Source organism: Bacillus suaedaesalsae (assembly GCF_016890225.1).
GTDB classification, from domain to species: domain Bacteria; phylum Bacillota; class Bacilli; order Bacillales; family SA4; genus Bacillus_BS; species Bacillus_BS suaedaesalsae.
This window is the reverse complement of sequence record NZ_JAFELM010000031.1, coordinates 221,009-238,277: the sequence shown is the minus strand read 5'-3', so window position 1 is coordinate 238,277 and position 17,269 is coordinate 221,009. Positions and strand designations below refer to the sequence as shown.

Here is a 17,269-nt window from a genome sequence, read left to right as displayed (position 1 = left end):
TAATAATGGCGAGACATCTTGAGACTAGGAGGTCAACATGGAAAAATTAGCTAGTAGGCTTCAGGAAGCTAATGTTGGTAAAGTTTTAATAGGAGAAAAATTAGCAAACCATACTACGATGAAAATTGGTGGACCTGCCGATATATTTGTTGAACCTTCTTCCATTGAAGGATTAGAAACGACTATACAACTTGTTAAAGAGTTTGGAGTAAACTGGAGAGCGATTGGTAGAGGTTCTAATTTACTTGTTTCAGATAAAGGTATTGAAGGTGTTGTCATTAAGCTCGGAGAAGGATTAGATTTACTTGAAATCAATGAAACAGAAGTAACGGTCGGTGCTGGATATCCTCTAGTAAAACTTGCAACAGTTCTTTCACGACAAGGTTTATCAGGTTTAGAATTTTCTGCTGGAATACCAGGCTCAATAGGTGGGGCAGTTTACATGAATGCAGGTGCACATCGATCGGACTTCGCTCAGATCCTACAGAAGGCATATATCTTATTTGAAGATGGAACGTTTGAATGGTTGACGAATGAACAAATGAAATACTCCTATCGTACCTCTATTCTTCAAAAAGAGCGACCAGGAATTTGTGTTGCGGCAGTTTTAAACCTAACAAAAGGTAATGCTGAGGACATTAAGGCAGAGTTGAAGAAGAATAAAGATTACAGACGTGACACACAACCCTGGAATTATCCGTGTGCAGGAAGTATTTTTAGAAATCCTCTTCCGAAATATGCAGGTCAATTAATTGAAGAATCAGGATTAAAAGGGTTTCAAATTGGTGGAGCGCAGGTATCTGAAATGCATGGGAATTTCATTGTAAATGCGGACAATGCAACGGCAAAAGATGTGCTAGATTTGATCGAATATATCCAAAAAACAATACTCGAAAAATATCATGTTGAGCTTCATACGGAAGTAGAAATAATTGGACGAAAATAATCCATTTTCATACAGTATTGTGCTATAATTTAATAATGGTATTGTAAATAAACGGCATACTAACAATGCCGTTTATTTTAGGTATTTGATTCATTTTACATATCGTAAGTTTCAATAGATGAACAATAATATATTTTAGGTGGATGAACAAATGGAGAAGGGGAAAGTCCTTACACTAGAAGAACGTATTCCGAAGCTTAAGCAGCAGAGAAGACAAAAGGCAAATCGGAGACTCATTTTTTATGTGTCTATATTTTTTCTGTTAATTATCGGGATTTTGTATCTCCAATCACCTCTTAGTCATGTGAAAAATGTTGAAGTAAAAGGAAACGTTCATGTTCTTAGTGATGAAATCGTTTCGTTATCTGAAATTAATGATAAGACAAGCTTCTGGAATTTAAATACAGAATCGATTACACATAAAATAAAACAGAATAAGCAAATAAAAAGTGTAACAATAGAACGAAAGCTTCCGAATTCAGTGGGAATTGTAGTTACTGAAATGAAACGTGTTGCTTATGCCATAAATGATGGCAAGTATTATCCTATCCTTGAAGATGGGAATGTGTTGAAATCAAGTGAAAGTACATCGTTTCCTTCTGATGCACCCATTTTAATGGACTGGAAACCAGGTGAGGAATTACAAGAGATGGCTTCTGAACTAGCAAAGCTCTCTCCGGCTATTGTAAATTCCATTTCAGAAATTCATCATACACCAGAGGAATCAGATTCGGTGCATATTACTTTATTTATGAATGACGGTCGTGAAGTAAGTGCAACAATAACAGACTTTGCTAAGAAAATGAGTGCATATCCAGCGATTGTAAGTCAGTTGAACCCTGAATTAAAAGGCATTATTCATATGGAGGTTGCTTATTATTTTGAATCGTATGAGCAACTGGAAGTAGAAGAATCGAATGAAGAAACAGGAAAAACAGAAACAGAATCTGAAGAAGTAAATGAGGAAGATGAAAACAATGATGAAGGTGAAGGGTAAGTACGTTATTCTTTCCTTTGTTTGTTTAGTACTTGGTTTTATGATTTCCTTCTCCTATCAGTTAACGAAAACTGAAAATCAAGAAGAAAATGTACTAACTGACAAGCAATGGCAAAGGGAATATGAATATCGAAATACGTTAATTAGTCAAGAGGAAGTTAACCGTAAGCTTCAACAAGAGTTGTTTGAAAAACAAGAAAGAGTTCGTGAGCTGGAGGAAAATTTAGCAGATGAAGAACAAGTTTTATTTAATCTTGTTGAAGACGTAGAAAAACTTAGAATGTATGTTGGTGAAGTAAAAGTGAAGGGAAAAGGAATTGAGGTTACCCTTGCCGATTCCTCATATGTTCCAGATCAAGCGAATGTAAATAACTATATCGTTCATGAAAGACACATTCAAAGTGTAATAAATGAGCTTTTAGTGTCTGGTGCTAATGCAATCGCCATAAATGGTCAGCGCATTTTCCACAATTCTTTTATTTTGTGTATAGGTCCAGTTGTTAGTGTCGATGGAACACAGCACCCTGCACCTTTTGTAGTCTCTGCAATTGGAGATCCTAATGTGCTTGATGGAGCTCTTAATATTACAGGTGGAATAAAGGATCAGCTTGTAAGTGAAAATGTTAGCGTGAAAATAGAAAAGAAACAGCAAATTATATTAGACCCATTACTAGGAAGAGAATAGAATTTAGTGGAATTTGTAGGTGGTCCCCATTGAAAAAAGGTGCGGTTATTTTTACATTTATAACGTTATTGGTTGGATTCATGTTGGCAATTCAATTTCAAACAACGAATGAACCGATCGTGAGAGATACAAGAGATGCTTGGGAATTAAGAGAAGCAATAAAAGTTGAATTAGAAGAACAAGCTAATTTACACCGTGAAATTAGAAAGTATGAACAAACAATTGAAAACTATGAGTCGAAGCGAAGACAAAGCCAAGAAGTGACGTTACGAGAAAACCTTCAAGAGCTAAAGGAAGAAGCTGGATTAACAGATGTCTCAGGTCCCGGTATTACCATTACAATTCAAAATATGTTTGACGAGCCTATTTTAGGACAGGCAAGTCCACAAGTTTCTGCTGATTTGCTTCGAAAGCTCATAAATGAATTAAATATAAATGGGGCTAAGCATATTGCCATAAGTGAACAAAGATATGTAAATACTTCAGCAATTAGAGATGTAAATGGATTTACAAATATTAATAATACGAGGATTCCAGATGTACCTGTTGAAGTTAAAATCATTTCAGAAGATGTAGATAGACTTTATAAAAGAATGGTTGCCTCAGAATCTATTCAGTTTGAATTTGAAATTGAAGGTCTAAAACTTCAAATTTCTTCTCCAACAAATCATATTATGATCCCAGGATACGATGATACCATTCGAATTAAACATATGGAACCAGATAGCACGAAGGAGGGATCTTAAGATGTGGCTTCCACTCCTAGGATTAATTTTAGGTATTATACTTGGACTACTGTCAGAGATTAGAATTCCTGATGAATACTCCAATTATTTATCAATAGCAGTATTAGCATCGTTAGATACTTTGTTTGGGGGAATACGTGCTCACTTACAAAATTTATATGATGAAAAAGTTTTTGTATCGGGATTTTTCTTTAATATTATTCTCGCTGCAAGTTTAGCTTTTCTTGGTGTCCATATTGGTGTAGACTTGTATTTGGCTGCTGTATTTGCCTTTGGAGTAAGATTATTCCAAAATATTGCCGTCATCAGACGTATTTTAATTGCAAAATGGTCTACTCCAAGAGAAAAAGTAGAAAAAAGTTAATTTCAAAAAAGGGAATTATACTGTCTTTGTTGAATATTTTCCTTGTGTATTAATTTTTTTAACAAAATGAATGGATTATCTTATAAATAGTTAAAGGCAATGTGAGAGAACAGAAATAGAATTGGAAATCATAAGGGAGGTGCCATAGAGTGAACAACAACGAAATTTTTGTCAGTCTTGACATCGGTACATCCAATGTAAAGGTAATCATTGGTGAAATGCTAAATGATAACTTAAACATTATTGGAGTGGGGAACGTAAAATCTGAAGGTTTACGAAAAGGAACGATCGTAGACATAGATGAAACCGTTCATTCTATTAAAAAGGCAATTGAACAAGCAGAACGTATGGTAGGAATCGAACTTAACCGTGTAGTTGTTGGGGTAGCCGGAAATCATATCCACTTACAACCGTGCCACGGTGTTGTTGCAGTTTCTAGTGAAAATCGTGAAATTACAAATGAAGATATCACACGTGTAATAGACGCAGCTCAAGTAATCTCTATCCCACCTGAAAGAGAAATAATAGACGTAATACCACGTCAATTTATTGTGGATGGGTTAGACGAGATTAATGATCCACGTGGGATGATTGGTGTGCGTCTAGAGATGGAAGGGACAATCATTACTGGATCCAAAACAGTTTTACATAATTTATTGCGTTGTGTAGAACGTGCTGGTTTAGAGATAACAGACATTTGCTTGCAGTCACTAGCAGCAGGAGCTATTTCCTTATCAAAAGATGAAAAAAATCTAGGTGTTGCTTTAATTGATATCGGTGGCGGCTCTACAAATATTTCAGTGTTTGACCAAGGAACGCTACAATCCACTTCTGTTATTCCTATTGGTGGAGAACATATTACAAAGGATTTATCGATTGGTCTTCGTACTTCAACAGAGGATGCTGAAAAAATCAAGATTAAACATGGACATGCTTTTTATGATACAGCTTCTGAAGAAGAAGTATTCAGCGTCCCGATTATCGGAAGTGATCAACACCAGCAATTTAGTCAGTTGGAAATATCTGATATTATTGAAGCAAGATTAGAAGAAATTTTTGAATTAGCCGGTGAAGAATTAAGAAAGCATGGAGTGAAGGAACTTCCGGGTGGTTTCGTCTTAACAGGCGGAGTGGCATCTATGCCAGGAGTATTAGAATTAGCTCAAGTAGTGTTAAGAGGCAATATGCGAATTGCTGTACCTGATTATATCGGTGTACGTGAACCACAATATACAACAGGCGTTGGATTAATCCAATTTGCTTATAAAAATGCAAAGTTACAAGGAAAGAAAATCGGTGATTCTGTGAATGTGGATGCAACAGAAAGGAAAGTACAGAAAAACCAGCCAGTTAAGAAAGCAAAGTCACAAGATGAAAACATTCAAAATAAGGTAAAGAAGTTTTTTGGATATTTCTTTGAATAAGATATAGTCTATCTTCGAGTGACTTACACAATAGATTTTCACGGTAAGGAATATGGTATATTAGGAGGACCTATAAATGTTAGAGTTCGATACAAATTTAGATTCATTGGCAACGATAAAGGTGATTGGTGTTGGTGGTGGGGGTAATAACGCAGTAAACCGAATGATTGAACATGGAGTTCAAGGAGTAGATTTTATTGCTGTTAACACTGACGCACAAGCTCTTAACCTTTCAAAAGCAGAAGTAAGAATGCAAATTGGTGGGAAATTAACTAGAGGTTTAGGTGCAGGAGCTAACCCTGAAGTAGGCAAAAAGGCTGCTGAGGAAAGTAGAGAACAACTTGAAGAAGTACTAAAAGGAGCGGATATGGTATTCGTTACTGCTGGTATGGGTGGTGGGACAGGTACAGGTGCTGCACCTGTTATCGCACAAATCGCTCGTGAAATTGGTGCTCTAACAGTTGGAGTAGTTACTAGACCATTCACATTTGAAGGTAGAAAGCGTTCTGGACAAGCTTCTGGTGGTATTTCTGCAATGAAAGAAGCAGTAGACACATTAATCGTGATACCTAACGATCGCTTATTAGAAATCGTAGATAAAAATACACCTATGCTTGAAGCATTCCGTGAAGCGGATAACGTATTACGTCAAGGTGTACAAGGTATTTCAGATTTAATTGCAACTCCAGGTTTAATTAACCTTGACTTTGCAGACGTTAAAACAATCATGTCTAATAAAGGATCTGCTTTAATGGGTATTGGTGTATCAGCTGGTGAAAACCGTGCAGCAGATGCAGCGAAGCGTGCAATCTCAAGTCCATTACTAGAAAAGTCAATTGATGGAGCCCAAGGTGTTCTTATGAACATTACAGGTGGTTCAAACTTAAGTCTATATGAAGTTCAAGAAGCTGCTGATATCGTGGCATCTGCATCTGATCAAGATGTAAACATGATCTTCGGTTCTGTTATTAACGATGAGCTAAAGGACGAGATCATTGTTACAGTTATTGCTACTGGTTTTGATGACAGTTCACCTGAACCAAAGCAAACAAGACCATCTCTGCAAGGTGGAGTAAAAGCAACACCGCAAACTCCACATGTGAAGCGTGAAGTAAAACGTGAAGAAACTCCTGTTCAAAGTCAGGGTGAAGACACACTAGATATTCCAACATTCCTACGTAATCGCAATCGTCGCAGATAATAATAATAGTAAAACAGTAGAGGATCATCTCTACTGTTTTTTTATTTTCTAAATTAGGTTGGGTTTGAGTAAGTACTATTCGCTTATGTAGCGCATGTAGATTGTAATGGAAGACGGAATTATAAGGTATCTTTTTTATGTAAGATTTACTGTTATGGTCGCATACTTACTAGGAGAAATCCAAAAAATAACATGAATGTTTTGCAATACCGATTCTACAATATGGAATTATCTTCGTCTAAGATAGTTTTCCAGATAAACAATATTACTAAATTTAGCTCTTGTGTTGAGTGAAAAATAAGAATATCAACATTTTGACAAAATAGGTTTAAATCTTTCAAAATTTCTATGCTCTTATCGGCATAAACTGACAGACTTCCAACTAGAATATACTATATACTAGTTTTTACAGGAATAGAACCAAATCTATTTTCTAGATTACGAGTAAAGGTTGTGCTAGCTTGACAGTCTATCTAGATGCGATCTGGTTATTAAACTTTTGCATCGACGCATCATTACTACTGTTAACTGCTATGATTTTAAAAAGAAAAATCCAAAAAGTGCGTTTAATCATTAGTGCATTGATTGGTTCTGCCATTGTGTTGTTTATTCTCACACCCTATTTTTCAATTGTGAGTCACCCGGTAGTGAAGCTATTATTTTCTGTTGTAATGGTATTGATTGCATTTGGCTTTAAACGCTTTCGTTATTTTTTTCAAGCACTATTAACCTTTTACTTTTCAACTTTTTTACTTGGGGGTGGTATGTTAGGGATACATTTCTTTATGAAATCTGATATTGAAATTTGGAATGGTGTTGTTGCAACGAAATCAACAGGTTTTGGAAGTCCAGTTAGCTGGGGCTTTGTTTTCGTTAGCTTCCCATTATTATGGTATTTCTCAAAAACAAGATTAGAAGACATGGAGATTAAAAAAATTCAATATGACCAATTAGTTGAAATCTCCATTTCAATAGAAGAAAGGTCGATCATGCTAAGAGGATTAGTTGATAGTGGAAATCAACTTTATGACCCTATTACAAAGTCTCCTGTTATGATACTCGATATATCGAGAGCAAAGGGGTTTTTACCACCAGAAATAATTGAAAAATCAGACGGTTTAGATTCATTTTCAATGAGTGACTCTTCACATCCATGGGAATCAAGATTACGTATTATTCCATATCGGGGTGTAGGTCAGCAACATGAATTTCTAGTTGCGATAAAGCCTGATTTCGTTACAATCAGACAAAATGAAGATGACATTTATGTGAAGAAAGTGCTAATTGGTTTAAGTAAATCTACATTATCATCAGATGATGAATTTGACTGTATTATCCATCCGAAAATGCTACTGCAATCTTCAATACAATCTGCTTAATAAGGAGGAAAAGAGAATGCAACATTGGAAGATTCACCTAACAGTATGGTGGTATAAGCTTTTAATGAAATTTGGATTGAAGACTGACGAAATATATTATATTGGTGGTAGCGAGGCTCTTCCTCCACCGCTCACAAAGGAAGAAGAAGAAGTACTATTAAAAAAGCTCCCTCAAGGAGACAAAGCAACAAGATCAATCTTAATAGAACGTAATCTCCGGTTAGTTGTATATATTGCTCGTAAATTTGAAAATACGGGAATTAATATAGAAGATCTAATTAGTATCGGCACGATTGGTTTAATTAAAGCTGTTAATACATTTAATCCTGAAAAGAAGATCAAACTTGCAACATATGCGTCACGTTGTATTGAAAATGAAATTTTAATGTATCTACGACGTAATAATAAAATTCGATCTGAAGTATCCTTTGATGAGCCTCTTAATATTGATTGGGATGGAAATGAATTATTGTTATCCGATGTACTTGGGACTGAAGAAGATATTATCACGAAAGATTTAGAAGCAAATGTAGAAAAGAAGTTATTAATTAAAGCATTGGACCAATTAAACGACCGAGAAAAACAAATTATGGAGCTTCGATTTGGTCTAATTGGCGGAGAAGAAAAGACACAAAAAGATGTAGCAGATATGTTGGGAATTTCTCAGAGTTATATTTCAAGGCTAGAAAAGAGAATCATAAAAAGACTTCGTAAAGAATTCAACAAAATGGTATAGTACATATTTTTTTTTTTAGAGGACAAATAGTAGGAATATCAAGCATTGATCAGACTATTTTTACCAATTTGGGTAAATCGTTCATGAAACGATGTGCATAAATTTCCCTTCAAAGGAGATACTTTACTTTGTACAGCAACTCCTGTTAGGAGGGAAAGAATTGACTCGAAATAAAGTAGAAATTTGTGGTGTAGACACTTCAAAACTTCCAGTACTCAAAAACGATGTAATGAGAGAGCTTTTCAAGAAAATGCAAAATGGAGATCTTTCAGCAAGGGAAGAATTAGTGAATGGGAACCTGCGTCTTGTTCTCAGCGTCATTCAACGATTCAATAATAGAGGAGAATATGTTGATGATTTGTTCCAAGTTGGATGCATTGGGCTCATGAAATCAATTGATAACTTTGATTTAGGCCAAAATGTTAAGTTCTCAACATATGCTGTACCTATGATAATTGGGGAGATTAGACGTTATTTACGTGACAATAACCCAATTAGAGTATCACGATCATTGCGAGATATTGCTTATAAAGCTCTTCAAGTTAGAGAGCGATTAATGAGCGAAACTTCAAAGGAGCCTACAGCTGTTGAAATTGCCAAGGAGTTAGGTGTTCCTCATGAAGAAATCGTATTTGCTCTTGATGCGATTCAAGATCCAGTTTCTCTATTTGAACCGATTTATAATGACGGCGGTGATCCTATTTATGTCATGGATCAGCTAAGTGATGACAAGAATAAGGATATCCAATGGATTGAAGAGCTCGCATTAAAAGAAGGTATGAGACGTCTAAATGACCGTGAAAAGCTAATTTTACGGAAACGTTTCTTCCAAGGTAAAACACAAATGGAAGTTGCTGAAGAAATTGGAATCTCTCAAGCTCAAGTATCGAGACTAGAAAAAGCTGCGATTAGACAAATGAATAAAAACATTCAATCATAGAACTGTCTTAAAGGCAGTTCTTTTTATTTTTGTCTATTTTTCGAATGATTAATGAAACTTGCAACATATAATGAATGGAGGATGAAATCGGAAATATAAACGGATTTAAGAGAGGTTGTGACGGTATGTTGAAAATATCTGATTTTCAGCTAAAGGATGTCGTAAATGTAGCGGATGGGAAGAAACTGGGAAATATCAATGATCTAGAAATTAATACAACAACAGGAAAGATTGATTCTATCATCATTGCGACTTCGGCAAAAATGTTTGGATTTATTGGTAGAGATGAAGAAGTCGTAATTCCATGGAGAAATATTGTAAAAATAGGTACTGATGTTATTCTTGTTAGATTTTATCAATCTCAAGATGACTTCAAGGAAATCACCAATTAATTTAAAGTAATCATTAGGGAAAATGAGTTCACCTCTTATTCGTCATTTATGATAGAATAGTGTCGAGGGATATTTTCCCTTTATATGAAAAATGTACGATATTGTAGAAAAAACTACGCATAAGGAGCTAACAATGGAGCCTTTCACATTGAATCAATCCGAAATTATGTTAATCTCCGAGTGGCAAAACTTAGACTCATACCTGGTAGCAGGATTTACAACTAAGAATGGTGGAGTGAGTACCGCACCTTACCAATCATTTAATTTAGGCTTACACGTAAACGACAATAAAGAACACGTAATTGAAAACAGAAAAAAATTAGGTAATTTAACAGGATTTCAAACAACACAATTTATTTGTTCCGATCAAGTACATGACGCTAAGGTAATAAAGGTTACAAGCCTAGATGGCGGTAAGGGTGTACTAGACTATGAGAGCGCTATTCCGAGTACTGATGGTATTTATACAGATGAACCGAATCTATTGCTAACCTCTTGTTATGCAGACTGCGTTCCACTTTACTTCTATGTTCCTAGATCAAAGATTGTTGGACTAGCTCATGCAGGGTGGAAAGGAACAGTCAAACAAATAGCCTCTAATATGATTCAAAATATAGTAGAAAATGAACGTGTTAGACTTGACGAAATCTTAGTTACTATTGGTCCGTCAATCCGAGATTGTTGTTATATAGTTGACGATTTTGTGATAAATGAAGTGAAAAATGTACTAAGTACTGAAGATTCTTCCGTATATAGTGAAGTTTCAACTGGACAATATCGTTTAAATCTAGCAATATTGAATAAACTGATACTGATAAGAGCTGGTGTTAAGTCTGAAAACATTAGCTTCTCATCTTATTGTACTTCCTGCGAGGAAGATAAGTTTTTCTCACATCGAAGAGACAAGGGGATCACTGGAAGAATGATGAGTTTTATAGGTTACAGGGAGGATTGAAATTCTTTGTCTGTTAAAGAAAACTTACAGCGCATTCAAGAGAAAATTACACATACATGTGAAAAAGTTAACCGTAATCCTAATGAAATCTCTATAATTGCTGTAACAAAGTATGTAAGTACAAACACTGCAAAAGAAAGCTTGAAAGCTGGAGTTACTCACCTTGGTGAAAATAGAGAAGAAGGGTTATTGCAGAAAAAAAGTGAATTAGGAGAAAAAGCTACATGGCATTTCATCGGTTCACTTCAAACGAGAAAAGTTAAAAATATTGTGAATGAAGTAAGTTATATACATTCCTTAGACCGCATCTCTCTTGCAAATGAAATTCAAAAAAGAGCTAAAAAACCAGTTAACTGTTTTGTTCAAGTGAATACTTCAGGAGAAGACTCTAAACATGGTTTATCTTTGCAAGAGGTAGTACCATTCATAAAAGAAGTAGGTCAGTTTGATAAAGTAAAAGTAGTTGGCTTAATGACAATGGCTCCTTTTACTGATGATGAAATACTGATAAGAAACTGTTTCTCATCCTTAAGGGAATTGAAGGTAGAAGTACAAGCTCTAAACTTAGAATATGCACCTTGTACCGAACTCTCGATGGGGATGTCAAATGACTATGAAATTGCCATTGAAGAGGGTGCAACATACATACGTATTGGAACATCATTAGTTGGAAAGGAATTCTAGGAGGATTTTAAAATGACAATGAAATCAAAATTAAAGAATTTTTTTGCTTTAGAAGAGGAATATGATTACAATGAGCAGGATGATATGTATGAGGAAGAAGAAATTGTTCCTGCATCACGTTCGAAAAAGCACCAAGTAAGTAACAAACAAAATGTTGTAAACTTGCAAAGTGTCCCTAAGTCCATATCTAAGATGAGTTTATTTGAACCGAGATCGTATTCAGAAGCTCAAGAGATTGCAGATCATCTGAGAAACAAGCGCTCTGTCGTCATTAATTTGCAAAGAATTTCACATGATCAAGCAGTTCGTATTGTGGACTTTTTAAGTGGAACCGTTTATGCAGTAGGCGGGGATATGCAAAAAATCGGAATGAATATTTTCCTTTGTACTCCTGATAATGTAGATGTCTCAGGTAACATTTCGAATTATGAAGGCGATACAGAATTAGAATATTAAGAATTGAGGTGGTTTAGCAAGTGGATACGTTGTTATTATTATTACTAAACCTTTTAAAGTTTTACTCTTATGCATTGATTGTTTATATTTTATTATCTTGGTTTCCTAATGCTAGAGAAACTGGATTCGGTAGATTTTTATCAAAGATTTGTGAACCATATTTAGAGCCGTTTAGAAAGTTTATTCCACCTTTAGGTATGATCGATATTTCACCAATCGTAGCCATTTTCTTATTGAACTTTGCAAGTGAAGGTCTAATTGCACTTTTTAGGATGCTAGGATTAATTTAAGAAGAGAATCTACTTATCGATTCTCTTTTTTAGATTCAGGCTATGTTAAAGATGATTTTTAGCTATATGTTGATTGTAATGGAAGGTGCGAGACTCCTGCGGGTGCAGCTGAGGCTGTTGAGACTCATGCAGGATCAAGCGACGAGTAGAATAACAACGTCCGCGGTATCCGGCGAGTACCTTCCATGGAAATCAACATTATTGTTTAAAAGAGCCTTGATTTAAAGAAGAATTAATTTTTCTTCTTAGAACAAACATTAAAATGCTAAGGTTTAAGTATTGGAGAGAAACACATGTCTATATATCAACATTTTCGGCCGGAAGAGCATGCTTTTATTGATCATGTTCTAGAATGGAAAGAATATGCCTTACATTCCTATAGTCCGAAATTGACGGATTTTTTAGATCCGAGGGAACAGCAGATTGTAACTAGTATTATCGGTTCATCAACAGATGTGGTCGTTCAATTCTTTGGTGGTGCTGATTATGTTGAACGAAAAAGGGCACTTCTTTATCCGAGCTATTATACACCAGAAACAGATGACTATTCGATAAAGTTATTTGAAATTGATTATCCTCATAAGTTTGTGAATATTGAACATCCTCAAGTATTAGGTTCTTTAATGTCGCTTGGCTTAAAACGATCTAAATTTGGTGATATTTTAGCTGAAGAACAACAAATACAAATTATAGTAGCAAAAGAAGTAGCAGACTATATTTTAATGAACTTACAATCGATTGGAAAAGCGAAGATTAAGCTCATTGAGAAGGATCTTTCCGCAATCATTCATATAGCTGAAAGTTGGAAAGAGGAATCGTGTACAGTTTCATCTATGAGATTAGATGTAATCGTTGCAGAAGCGTTTAATCTTTCTAGATCGAAGGCCTCCCCCCTTATAAACGCTGGTCTAGTAAAAGTGAATTGGAAAAAGGTTGAGGAAACAGCCTTCGAATGTCAAGAAGGAGATATGATTTCTGTAAGAGGTTATGGTAGATGTAAGTTAACGACCATTGAAGGTAAAACAAAGAGAGACAAGTGGAGAATAAAAGTTACGAAATCCAAATAATTTTATAAAAAATTTCATAATAAGAAGGAAATTGAATATTTTTGTCGAATTAAGATAGAAATTGTATAAAAACTTGGCAGCACCTTGTGCCAAAGGGTGAAATTCTAAGTTTCATATAAAAGAGATTAGCTGGAGGTGGCATACGTGCCTTTAACACCATTGGATATTCATAACAAAGAGTTTTCTAGAGGATTTCGTGGCTATGATGAAGACGAAGTGAATGAGTTTTTAGACCAAGTCATTAAAGACTATGAGATGGTTATTCGTGAGAAAAAAGAGCTAGAAGAGAAGCTAAACGAGCAAAAAGAAAAGCTTGGTCACTTCTCTAATATTGAAGAGACATTAAATAAGTCTATTTTAATCGCGCAAGAGACAGCTGAAGAAGTAAAACGAAATGCAACAAAAGAAGCAAAGCTTATCGTAAAAGAGGCAGAAAAGAATTCTGATCGAATCATTAACGAATCATTAACAAAAGCTAGAAAAGTTGCAATTGAAATTGACGAGTTAAAAAAGCAATCTAAAGTGTTCCGTAATCGTTTCAGAATGCTAATTCAAGCTCAGTTGGAAATGCTTGATACGGATGACTGGGATGAATTAATGGAATTGAACAAGGAAGTTAAAGTTCCACAATTGGATGCGGATATTGATTAATTCTCTTGACGAAATACCTTTTTTTTCATATAATTCATTAACAACAATTGTGAATAAGTGAAGAAATGTATAGACGTTGATAGGGACAGTACTTCTTTTAAACCCACTGTGTAAGCGAATCGAGGATGGTGTGAGCTCGATACAGACTAAGAGAACGAAAATCACCCTTGAGTTCCATGCTGAACATTGCAGTAGGACATGGCGATTCATTCCCGTTACGAATGCTGAGTGGACTTATGCTTTAAATAAATAGGTCTATAAGGGTGGTACCGCGAGTCCTTCTCGTCCCTTTTGGGAGAGAAGGGCTTTTTTTATTTCTTTTTACGATTGTTCATCTCCGAGGTAAAGATTACAACAAGTACCTTTAGGAAATGATGAGAATGATAGAAAATTGGAGGAATTGAAATGGATTACAAAGATACGTTACTTATGCCAAAAACAGAATTTCCGATGCGTGGAAATCTTCCCGCTCGTGAACCGGAAATTCAGTCAAGATGGGCTGAAATGGATATTTATGCAAAAGTTCAAGAACACACAAAAGATAAACCATTATATGTTTTACACGATGGACCACCCTATGCAAATGGTGATATCCACATTGGGCATGCACTAAATAAAATCCTAAAAGATTTTATTGTAAGATACAAATCAATGACAGGATATTGTGCTCCTTACGTACCAGGTTGGGACACACATGGACTTCCGATTGAAACTGCACTAACGAAAAATAAGAAAGTAAACCGAAAAGAATTATCAGTAGCAGAATTTCGTAAGCTTTGTGAAGAATATGCATATGATCAAATTGATAATCAACGTGAACAATTTATGCGTTTAGGAGTTCGTGGCGATTGGTTTAATCCTTACATCACACTGAAACCTGAATATGAAGCACAGCAAATTAAAGTATTCGGTGAAATGGCCAAAAAGGGTTATATCTACAAAGGACTTAAGCCCGTTTACTGGTCACCTTCAAGTGAATCAGCTCTTGCTGAAGCTGAAATTGAATATCAAGATAAGCGTTCTGCATCCATTTATGTTGCATTTGATGTGAAGGATGGGAAAGGAGTTCTTGATGGAGAGGAAAAAATCATCATCTGGACAACGACTCCATGGACAATTCCAGCAAACCTAGGGATTTCTTTACATCCAGAATTAGAATACAGTGTCGTAGCTGTAGATGGTGTGAAATATGTTGTCGCTTCAGCATTATTAGAAGAAGTAACAAAAGTGCTTGAATGGAACGACGTTCAAGTTGTAAAAACAGTAAAAGGTATTGAATTAGAACAAGTAGTTGCAAAACACCCACTTTATGATCGTGATTCACTTGTTATGGTTGGTGAACATGTTACAACTGAATCAGGTACAGGATGTGTACACACAGCGCCTGGTCATGGTGAAGACGATTTTATTGTTGGTCAAAAATATGGATTAGACGTATTATGTCCTGTTGATGAGAAAGGATATATGACGAGCGAAGCACCTGGTTTTGAAGGGTTATTCTATGATGAAGCAAATAAGCCAATTACAGAAAAACTTCAAGAAGTTGGAGCATTGTTAAAGCTATCATTTATCACTCACTCTTATCCACATGACTGGAGAACGAAGAAGCCAACAATTTTCCGAGCTACAGCTCAATGGTTTGCGTCTATTGCAAATATAAGAGAAGAATTATTAGAAGCAGTTCAGGAAACAAAGTGGGTTCCAGCTTGGGGAGAAACAAGACTCTTTAATATGGTTCGCGATCGTGGAGATTGGTGTATTTCTCGTCAACGTGCATGGGGTGTTCCGATTCCCGTTTTCTACGGTGAAACAGGTGAACCAATCATCACAGATGAGACAATTGAGCACGTTTCGAAACTCTTTAGAGAACATGGTTCAAATGTTTGGTTTGAAAGAGAAGCCAAAGACTTATTACCAGAAGGCTTTACACATTCATCAAGCCCTAATGGTAATTTTACTAAAGAAACAGATATTATGGATGTTTGGTTTGATTCAGGATCCTCTCATCAATCAGTTCTTGAAGAAAGAGAAGACTTACAAAGACCAGCTGATTTATATCTAGAAGGTTCTGACCAATATCGTGGTTGGTTTAACTCTTCCCTGTCCACAAGCGTTGCAGTAACAGGTAAAGCTCCATATAAAGGAGTATTAAGTCACGGATTTGTTCTAGACGGTGAAGGTCGTAAAATGAGTAAATCACTTGGTAACGTAATTGTACCTAACAAGGTAATGAACCAACTAGGTGCCGATATCCTGCGTCTATGGGTTGCATCTGTTGATTATCAGTCAGATGTTCGTGTATCAGATGCTATCCTAAAGCAAGTAGCAGAGGTATACCGTAAAATCCGTAACACATTCCGTTTCCTACTTGGAAACTTAGCTGATTACAACCATGAGACAAATGCTGTTTCATTTGATAATTTACGAGAAGTGGATCAATATATGCTTGTGAAGCTTAACAAGTTAATTGATAAAGTTAAAAAGTCTTATGAAACGTATGATTTTGCCGCAGTATATCATGCGGTTCATAACTTCTGTACGATTGAACTAAGTTCATTCTATTTAGACTTTGCGAAAGATATTTTATATATTGAGGCAGAAGATCAACATGATCGTAGATGTATTCAAACAGTGCTGTATGAATCATTACTCTCATTAACAAAGCTTGTTTCTCCAATTCTTTCTCATACAGCAGATGAAGTGTGGGCATACATTCCTAACATGAAGGAAGAAAGCGTTCAACTAGTCGATATGCCAAACTCAATGGAAATCGCAAATAGCGATGAGTTAGAAAAGAAATGGGATCAGTTCATGGAGCTTCGTGATTCAGTATTAAAAGCCTTAGAAGTAGCAAGAAATGAAAAAATCATCGGTAAATCATTAACAGCAAGTGTAAAGCTTTACACAAATGATCGTTCAAATGAATTACTTGACTCAATCAAAGAAGATTTAAAACAACTCTTTATCGTTTCTCATGTGGAAAAGAGCGGTTCTCTTGATCAAGCTCCTGAAGATGCACAAGTATTTGAAGAGGTTGCGATTGTTGTATCGGCAGCGGAAGGTGAAACGTGTGATAGATGTTGGATTGTCACACCAACAGTAGGACAGAACGAAGAGCATCCAACATTATGTACTCGTTGTGCAACTGTTATAAACACTAGCTATACTGCATAAGAATAGAGAGGCTGTGGAGGCAAAGAGTGCTCCATTGCCTCTTCTTTTTTTTTGACAGGGCCAATATGTTTAACTTCATTAGAGATTTGGGAATAGGTAGTTTGGATTCAAATAAAGGGCTTAATTGTCACTTACAATAGATCATGTTTAAAGAGGTCTACCGTCAAAAACCAAGGATTAGA

Annotated in this window: 18 protein-coding genes and 1 other annotated feature; all 18 genes read left to right on the top strand. The window is 35.6% G+C overall.

The annotated features are described in order from the left end of the window. The first annotated feature begins 37 nt into the window (after nucleotides 1-37). The 18 genes from murB to ileS all read left to right on the top strand — a co-directional run bounded on the left by murB (nucleotide 38) and on the right by ileS (nucleotide 17,087). The gene (murB, locus tag JR050_RS12815) at nucleotides 38-946 is read left to right on the top strand and encodes a UDP-N-acetylmuramate dehydrogenase (RefSeq protein WP_204203877.1); all 909 of its coding nucleotides are present in this window, start codon (nucleotides 38-40) and stop codon (nucleotides 944-946) included. Nucleotides 947-1,097: 151 nt separating this feature from the next. After that, the gene (locus JR050_RS12810; protein ID WP_204203876.1) at nucleotides 1,098-1,943 is read left to right on the top strand and encodes a cell division protein FtsQ/DivIB; all 846 of its coding nucleotides are present in this window, start codon (nucleotides 1,098-1,100) and stop codon (nucleotides 1,941-1,943) included. After that, a complete protein-coding gene (locus JR050_RS12805) occupies nucleotides 1,927-2,628 on the top strand; it encodes a DUF881 domain-containing protein (protein ID WP_204203973.1) in 702 nt (233 codons plus the stop codon). Before JR050_RS12810 ends, JR050_RS12805 begins: the two co-directional genes overlap by 17 nt. 29 nt (nucleotides 2,629-2,657) lie before the next feature. Continuing rightward, a complete protein-coding gene (locus JR050_RS12800; RefSeq protein ID WP_239454368.1) occupies nucleotides 2,658-3,374 on the top strand; it encodes a DUF881 domain-containing protein in 717 nt (238 codons plus the stop codon). Between the two features lies 1 nt (nucleotide 3,375). Then, nucleotides 3,376-3,738, top strand: coding sequence for a small basic family protein (locus tag JR050_RS12795; RefSeq protein WP_204203875.1), 363 nt, complete (start codon nucleotides 3,376-3,378; stop codon nucleotides 3,736-3,738). Between the two features lie 149 nt (nucleotides 3,739-3,887). Then, nucleotides 3,888-5,162 (top strand): cell division protein FtsA, encoded by a 1,275-nt coding sequence (ftsA, locus tag JR050_RS12790; protein ID WP_204203874.1) that lies wholly within the window; start codon nucleotides 3,888-3,890, stop codon nucleotides 5,160-5,162. 76 nt (nucleotides 5,163-5,238) lie between these two features. Next, nucleotides 5,239-6,363 (top strand): cell division protein FtsZ, encoded by a 1,125-nt coding sequence (ftsZ, locus tag JR050_RS12785; RefSeq protein ID WP_204203873.1) that lies wholly within the window; start codon nucleotides 5,239-5,241, stop codon nucleotides 6,361-6,363. A gap of 461 nt (nucleotides 6,364-6,824) precedes the next feature. Beyond that, nucleotides 6,825-7,742, top strand: coding sequence for a sigma-E processing peptidase SpoIIGA (gene spoIIGA, locus JR050_RS12780; protein ID WP_204203872.1), 918 nt, complete (start codon nucleotides 6,825-6,827; stop codon nucleotides 7,740-7,742). A gap of 16 nt (nucleotides 7,743-7,758) precedes the next feature. After that, a complete protein-coding gene (gene sigE, locus JR050_RS12775; RefSeq protein WP_149219462.1) occupies nucleotides 7,759-8,478 on the top strand; it encodes an RNA polymerase sporulation sigma factor SigE in 720 nt (239 codons plus the stop codon). Nucleotides 8,479-8,638: 160 nt separating this feature from the next. Further along, nucleotides 8,639-9,418: an RNA polymerase sporulation sigma factor SigG gene (sigG, locus tag JR050_RS12770; RefSeq protein ID WP_204203871.1), complete on the top strand. Its 780-nt coding sequence runs from the start codon at nucleotides 8,639-8,641 to the stop codon at nucleotides 9,416-9,418. 125 nt (nucleotides 9,419-9,543) lie between these two features. Then, a complete protein-coding gene (locus tag JR050_RS12765; protein ID WP_204203870.1) occupies nucleotides 9,544-9,810 on the top strand; it encodes a YlmC/YmxH family sporulation protein in 267 nt (88 codons plus the stop codon). Nucleotides 9,811-9,943: 133 nt separating this feature from the next. Next, on the top strand, nucleotides 9,944-10,765 hold the full coding sequence (gene pgeF / locus JR050_RS12760; protein ID WP_204203869.1) for a peptidoglycan editing factor PgeF: 822 nt from the start codon (nucleotides 9,944-9,946) through the stop codon (nucleotides 10,763-10,765). Nucleotides 10,766-10,771: 6 nt separating this feature from the next. After that, nucleotides 10,772-11,449, top strand: coding sequence for a YggS family pyridoxal phosphate-dependent enzyme (locus JR050_RS12755; protein ID WP_204203868.1), 678 nt, complete (start codon nucleotides 10,772-10,774; stop codon nucleotides 11,447-11,449). 12 nt (nucleotides 11,450-11,461) lie between these two features. Next, on the top strand, nucleotides 11,462-11,905 hold the full coding sequence (locus JR050_RS12750; protein WP_204203867.1) for a cell division protein SepF: 444 nt from the start codon (nucleotides 11,462-11,464) through the stop codon (nucleotides 11,903-11,905). A gap of 20 nt (nucleotides 11,906-11,925) precedes the next feature. Continuing rightward, complete coding sequence (locus JR050_RS12745; RefSeq protein WP_204203866.1) at nucleotides 11,926-12,195, top strand: YggT family protein; 270 nt, start codon at nucleotides 11,926-11,928, stop codon at nucleotides 12,193-12,195. A gap of 293 nt (nucleotides 12,196-12,488) precedes the next feature. After that, on the top strand, nucleotides 12,489-13,262 hold the full coding sequence (locus JR050_RS12740) for a YlmH family RNA-binding protein (protein ID WP_204203865.1): 774 nt from the start codon (nucleotides 12,489-12,491) through the stop codon (nucleotides 13,260-13,262). 144 nt (nucleotides 13,263-13,406) lie between these two features. Next, nucleotides 13,407-13,913 (top strand): DivIVA domain-containing protein, encoded by a 507-nt coding sequence (locus JR050_RS12735; RefSeq protein WP_204203864.1) that lies wholly within the window; start codon nucleotides 13,407-13,409, stop codon nucleotides 13,911-13,913. A gap of 67 nt (nucleotides 13,914-13,980) precedes the next feature. Continuing rightward, nucleotides 13,981-14,206, top strand: a binding site (T-box leader). Between the two features lie 112 nt (nucleotides 14,207-14,318). Continuing rightward, entirely contained in the window at nucleotides 14,319-17,087 is a 2,769-nt protein-coding gene (gene ileS / locus JR050_RS12730; RefSeq protein WP_204203863.1) for an isoleucine--tRNA ligase, read from the top strand. Nucleotides 17,088-17,269: the final 182 nt, after the last annotated feature.

Bases quoted from the DNA above. Each gene is read 5' to 3' on its own strand.
- murB (WP_204203877.1), top strand. From the start codon at position 38: ATGGAAAAATTAGCTAGTAGGCTTCAGGAAGCTAATGTTGGTAAAGTT.
- JR050_RS12810 (WP_204203876.1), top strand. From the start codon at position 1,098: ATGGAGAAGGGGAAAGTCCTTACACTAGAAGAACGTATTCCGAAGCTT.
- JR050_RS12805 (WP_204203973.1), top strand. From the start codon at position 1,927: ATGAAGGTGAAGGGTAAGTACGTTATTCTTTCCTTTGTTTGTTTAGTA.
- JR050_RS12795 (WP_204203875.1), top strand. From the start codon at position 3,376: ATGTGGCTTCCACTCCTAGGATTAATTTTAGGTATTATACTTGGACTA.
- ftsZ (WP_204203873.1), top strand. From the start codon at position 5,239: ATGTTAGAGTTCGATACAAATTTAGATTCATTGGCAACGATAAAGGTG.
- sigE (WP_149219462.1), top strand. From the start codon at position 7,759: ATGCAACATTGGAAGATTCACCTAACAGTATGGTGGTATAAGCTTTTA.
- JR050_RS12765 (WP_204203870.1), top strand. From the start codon at position 9,544: ATGTTGAAAATATCTGATTTTCAGCTAAAGGATGTCGTAAATGTAGCG.
- pgeF (WP_204203869.1), top strand. From the start codon at position 9,944: ATGGAGCCTTTCACATTGAATCAATCCGAAATTATGTTAATCTCCGAG.
- JR050_RS12750 (WP_204203867.1), top strand. From the start codon at position 11,462: ATGACAATGAAATCAAAATTAAAGAATTTTTTTGCTTTAGAAGAGGAA.
- JR050_RS12740 (WP_204203865.1), top strand. From the start codon at position 12,489: ATGTCTATATATCAACATTTTCGGCCGGAAGAGCATGCTTTTATTGAT.
- ileS (WP_204203863.1), top strand. From the start codon at position 14,319: ATGGATTACAAAGATACGTTACTTATGCCAAAAACAGAATTTCCGATG.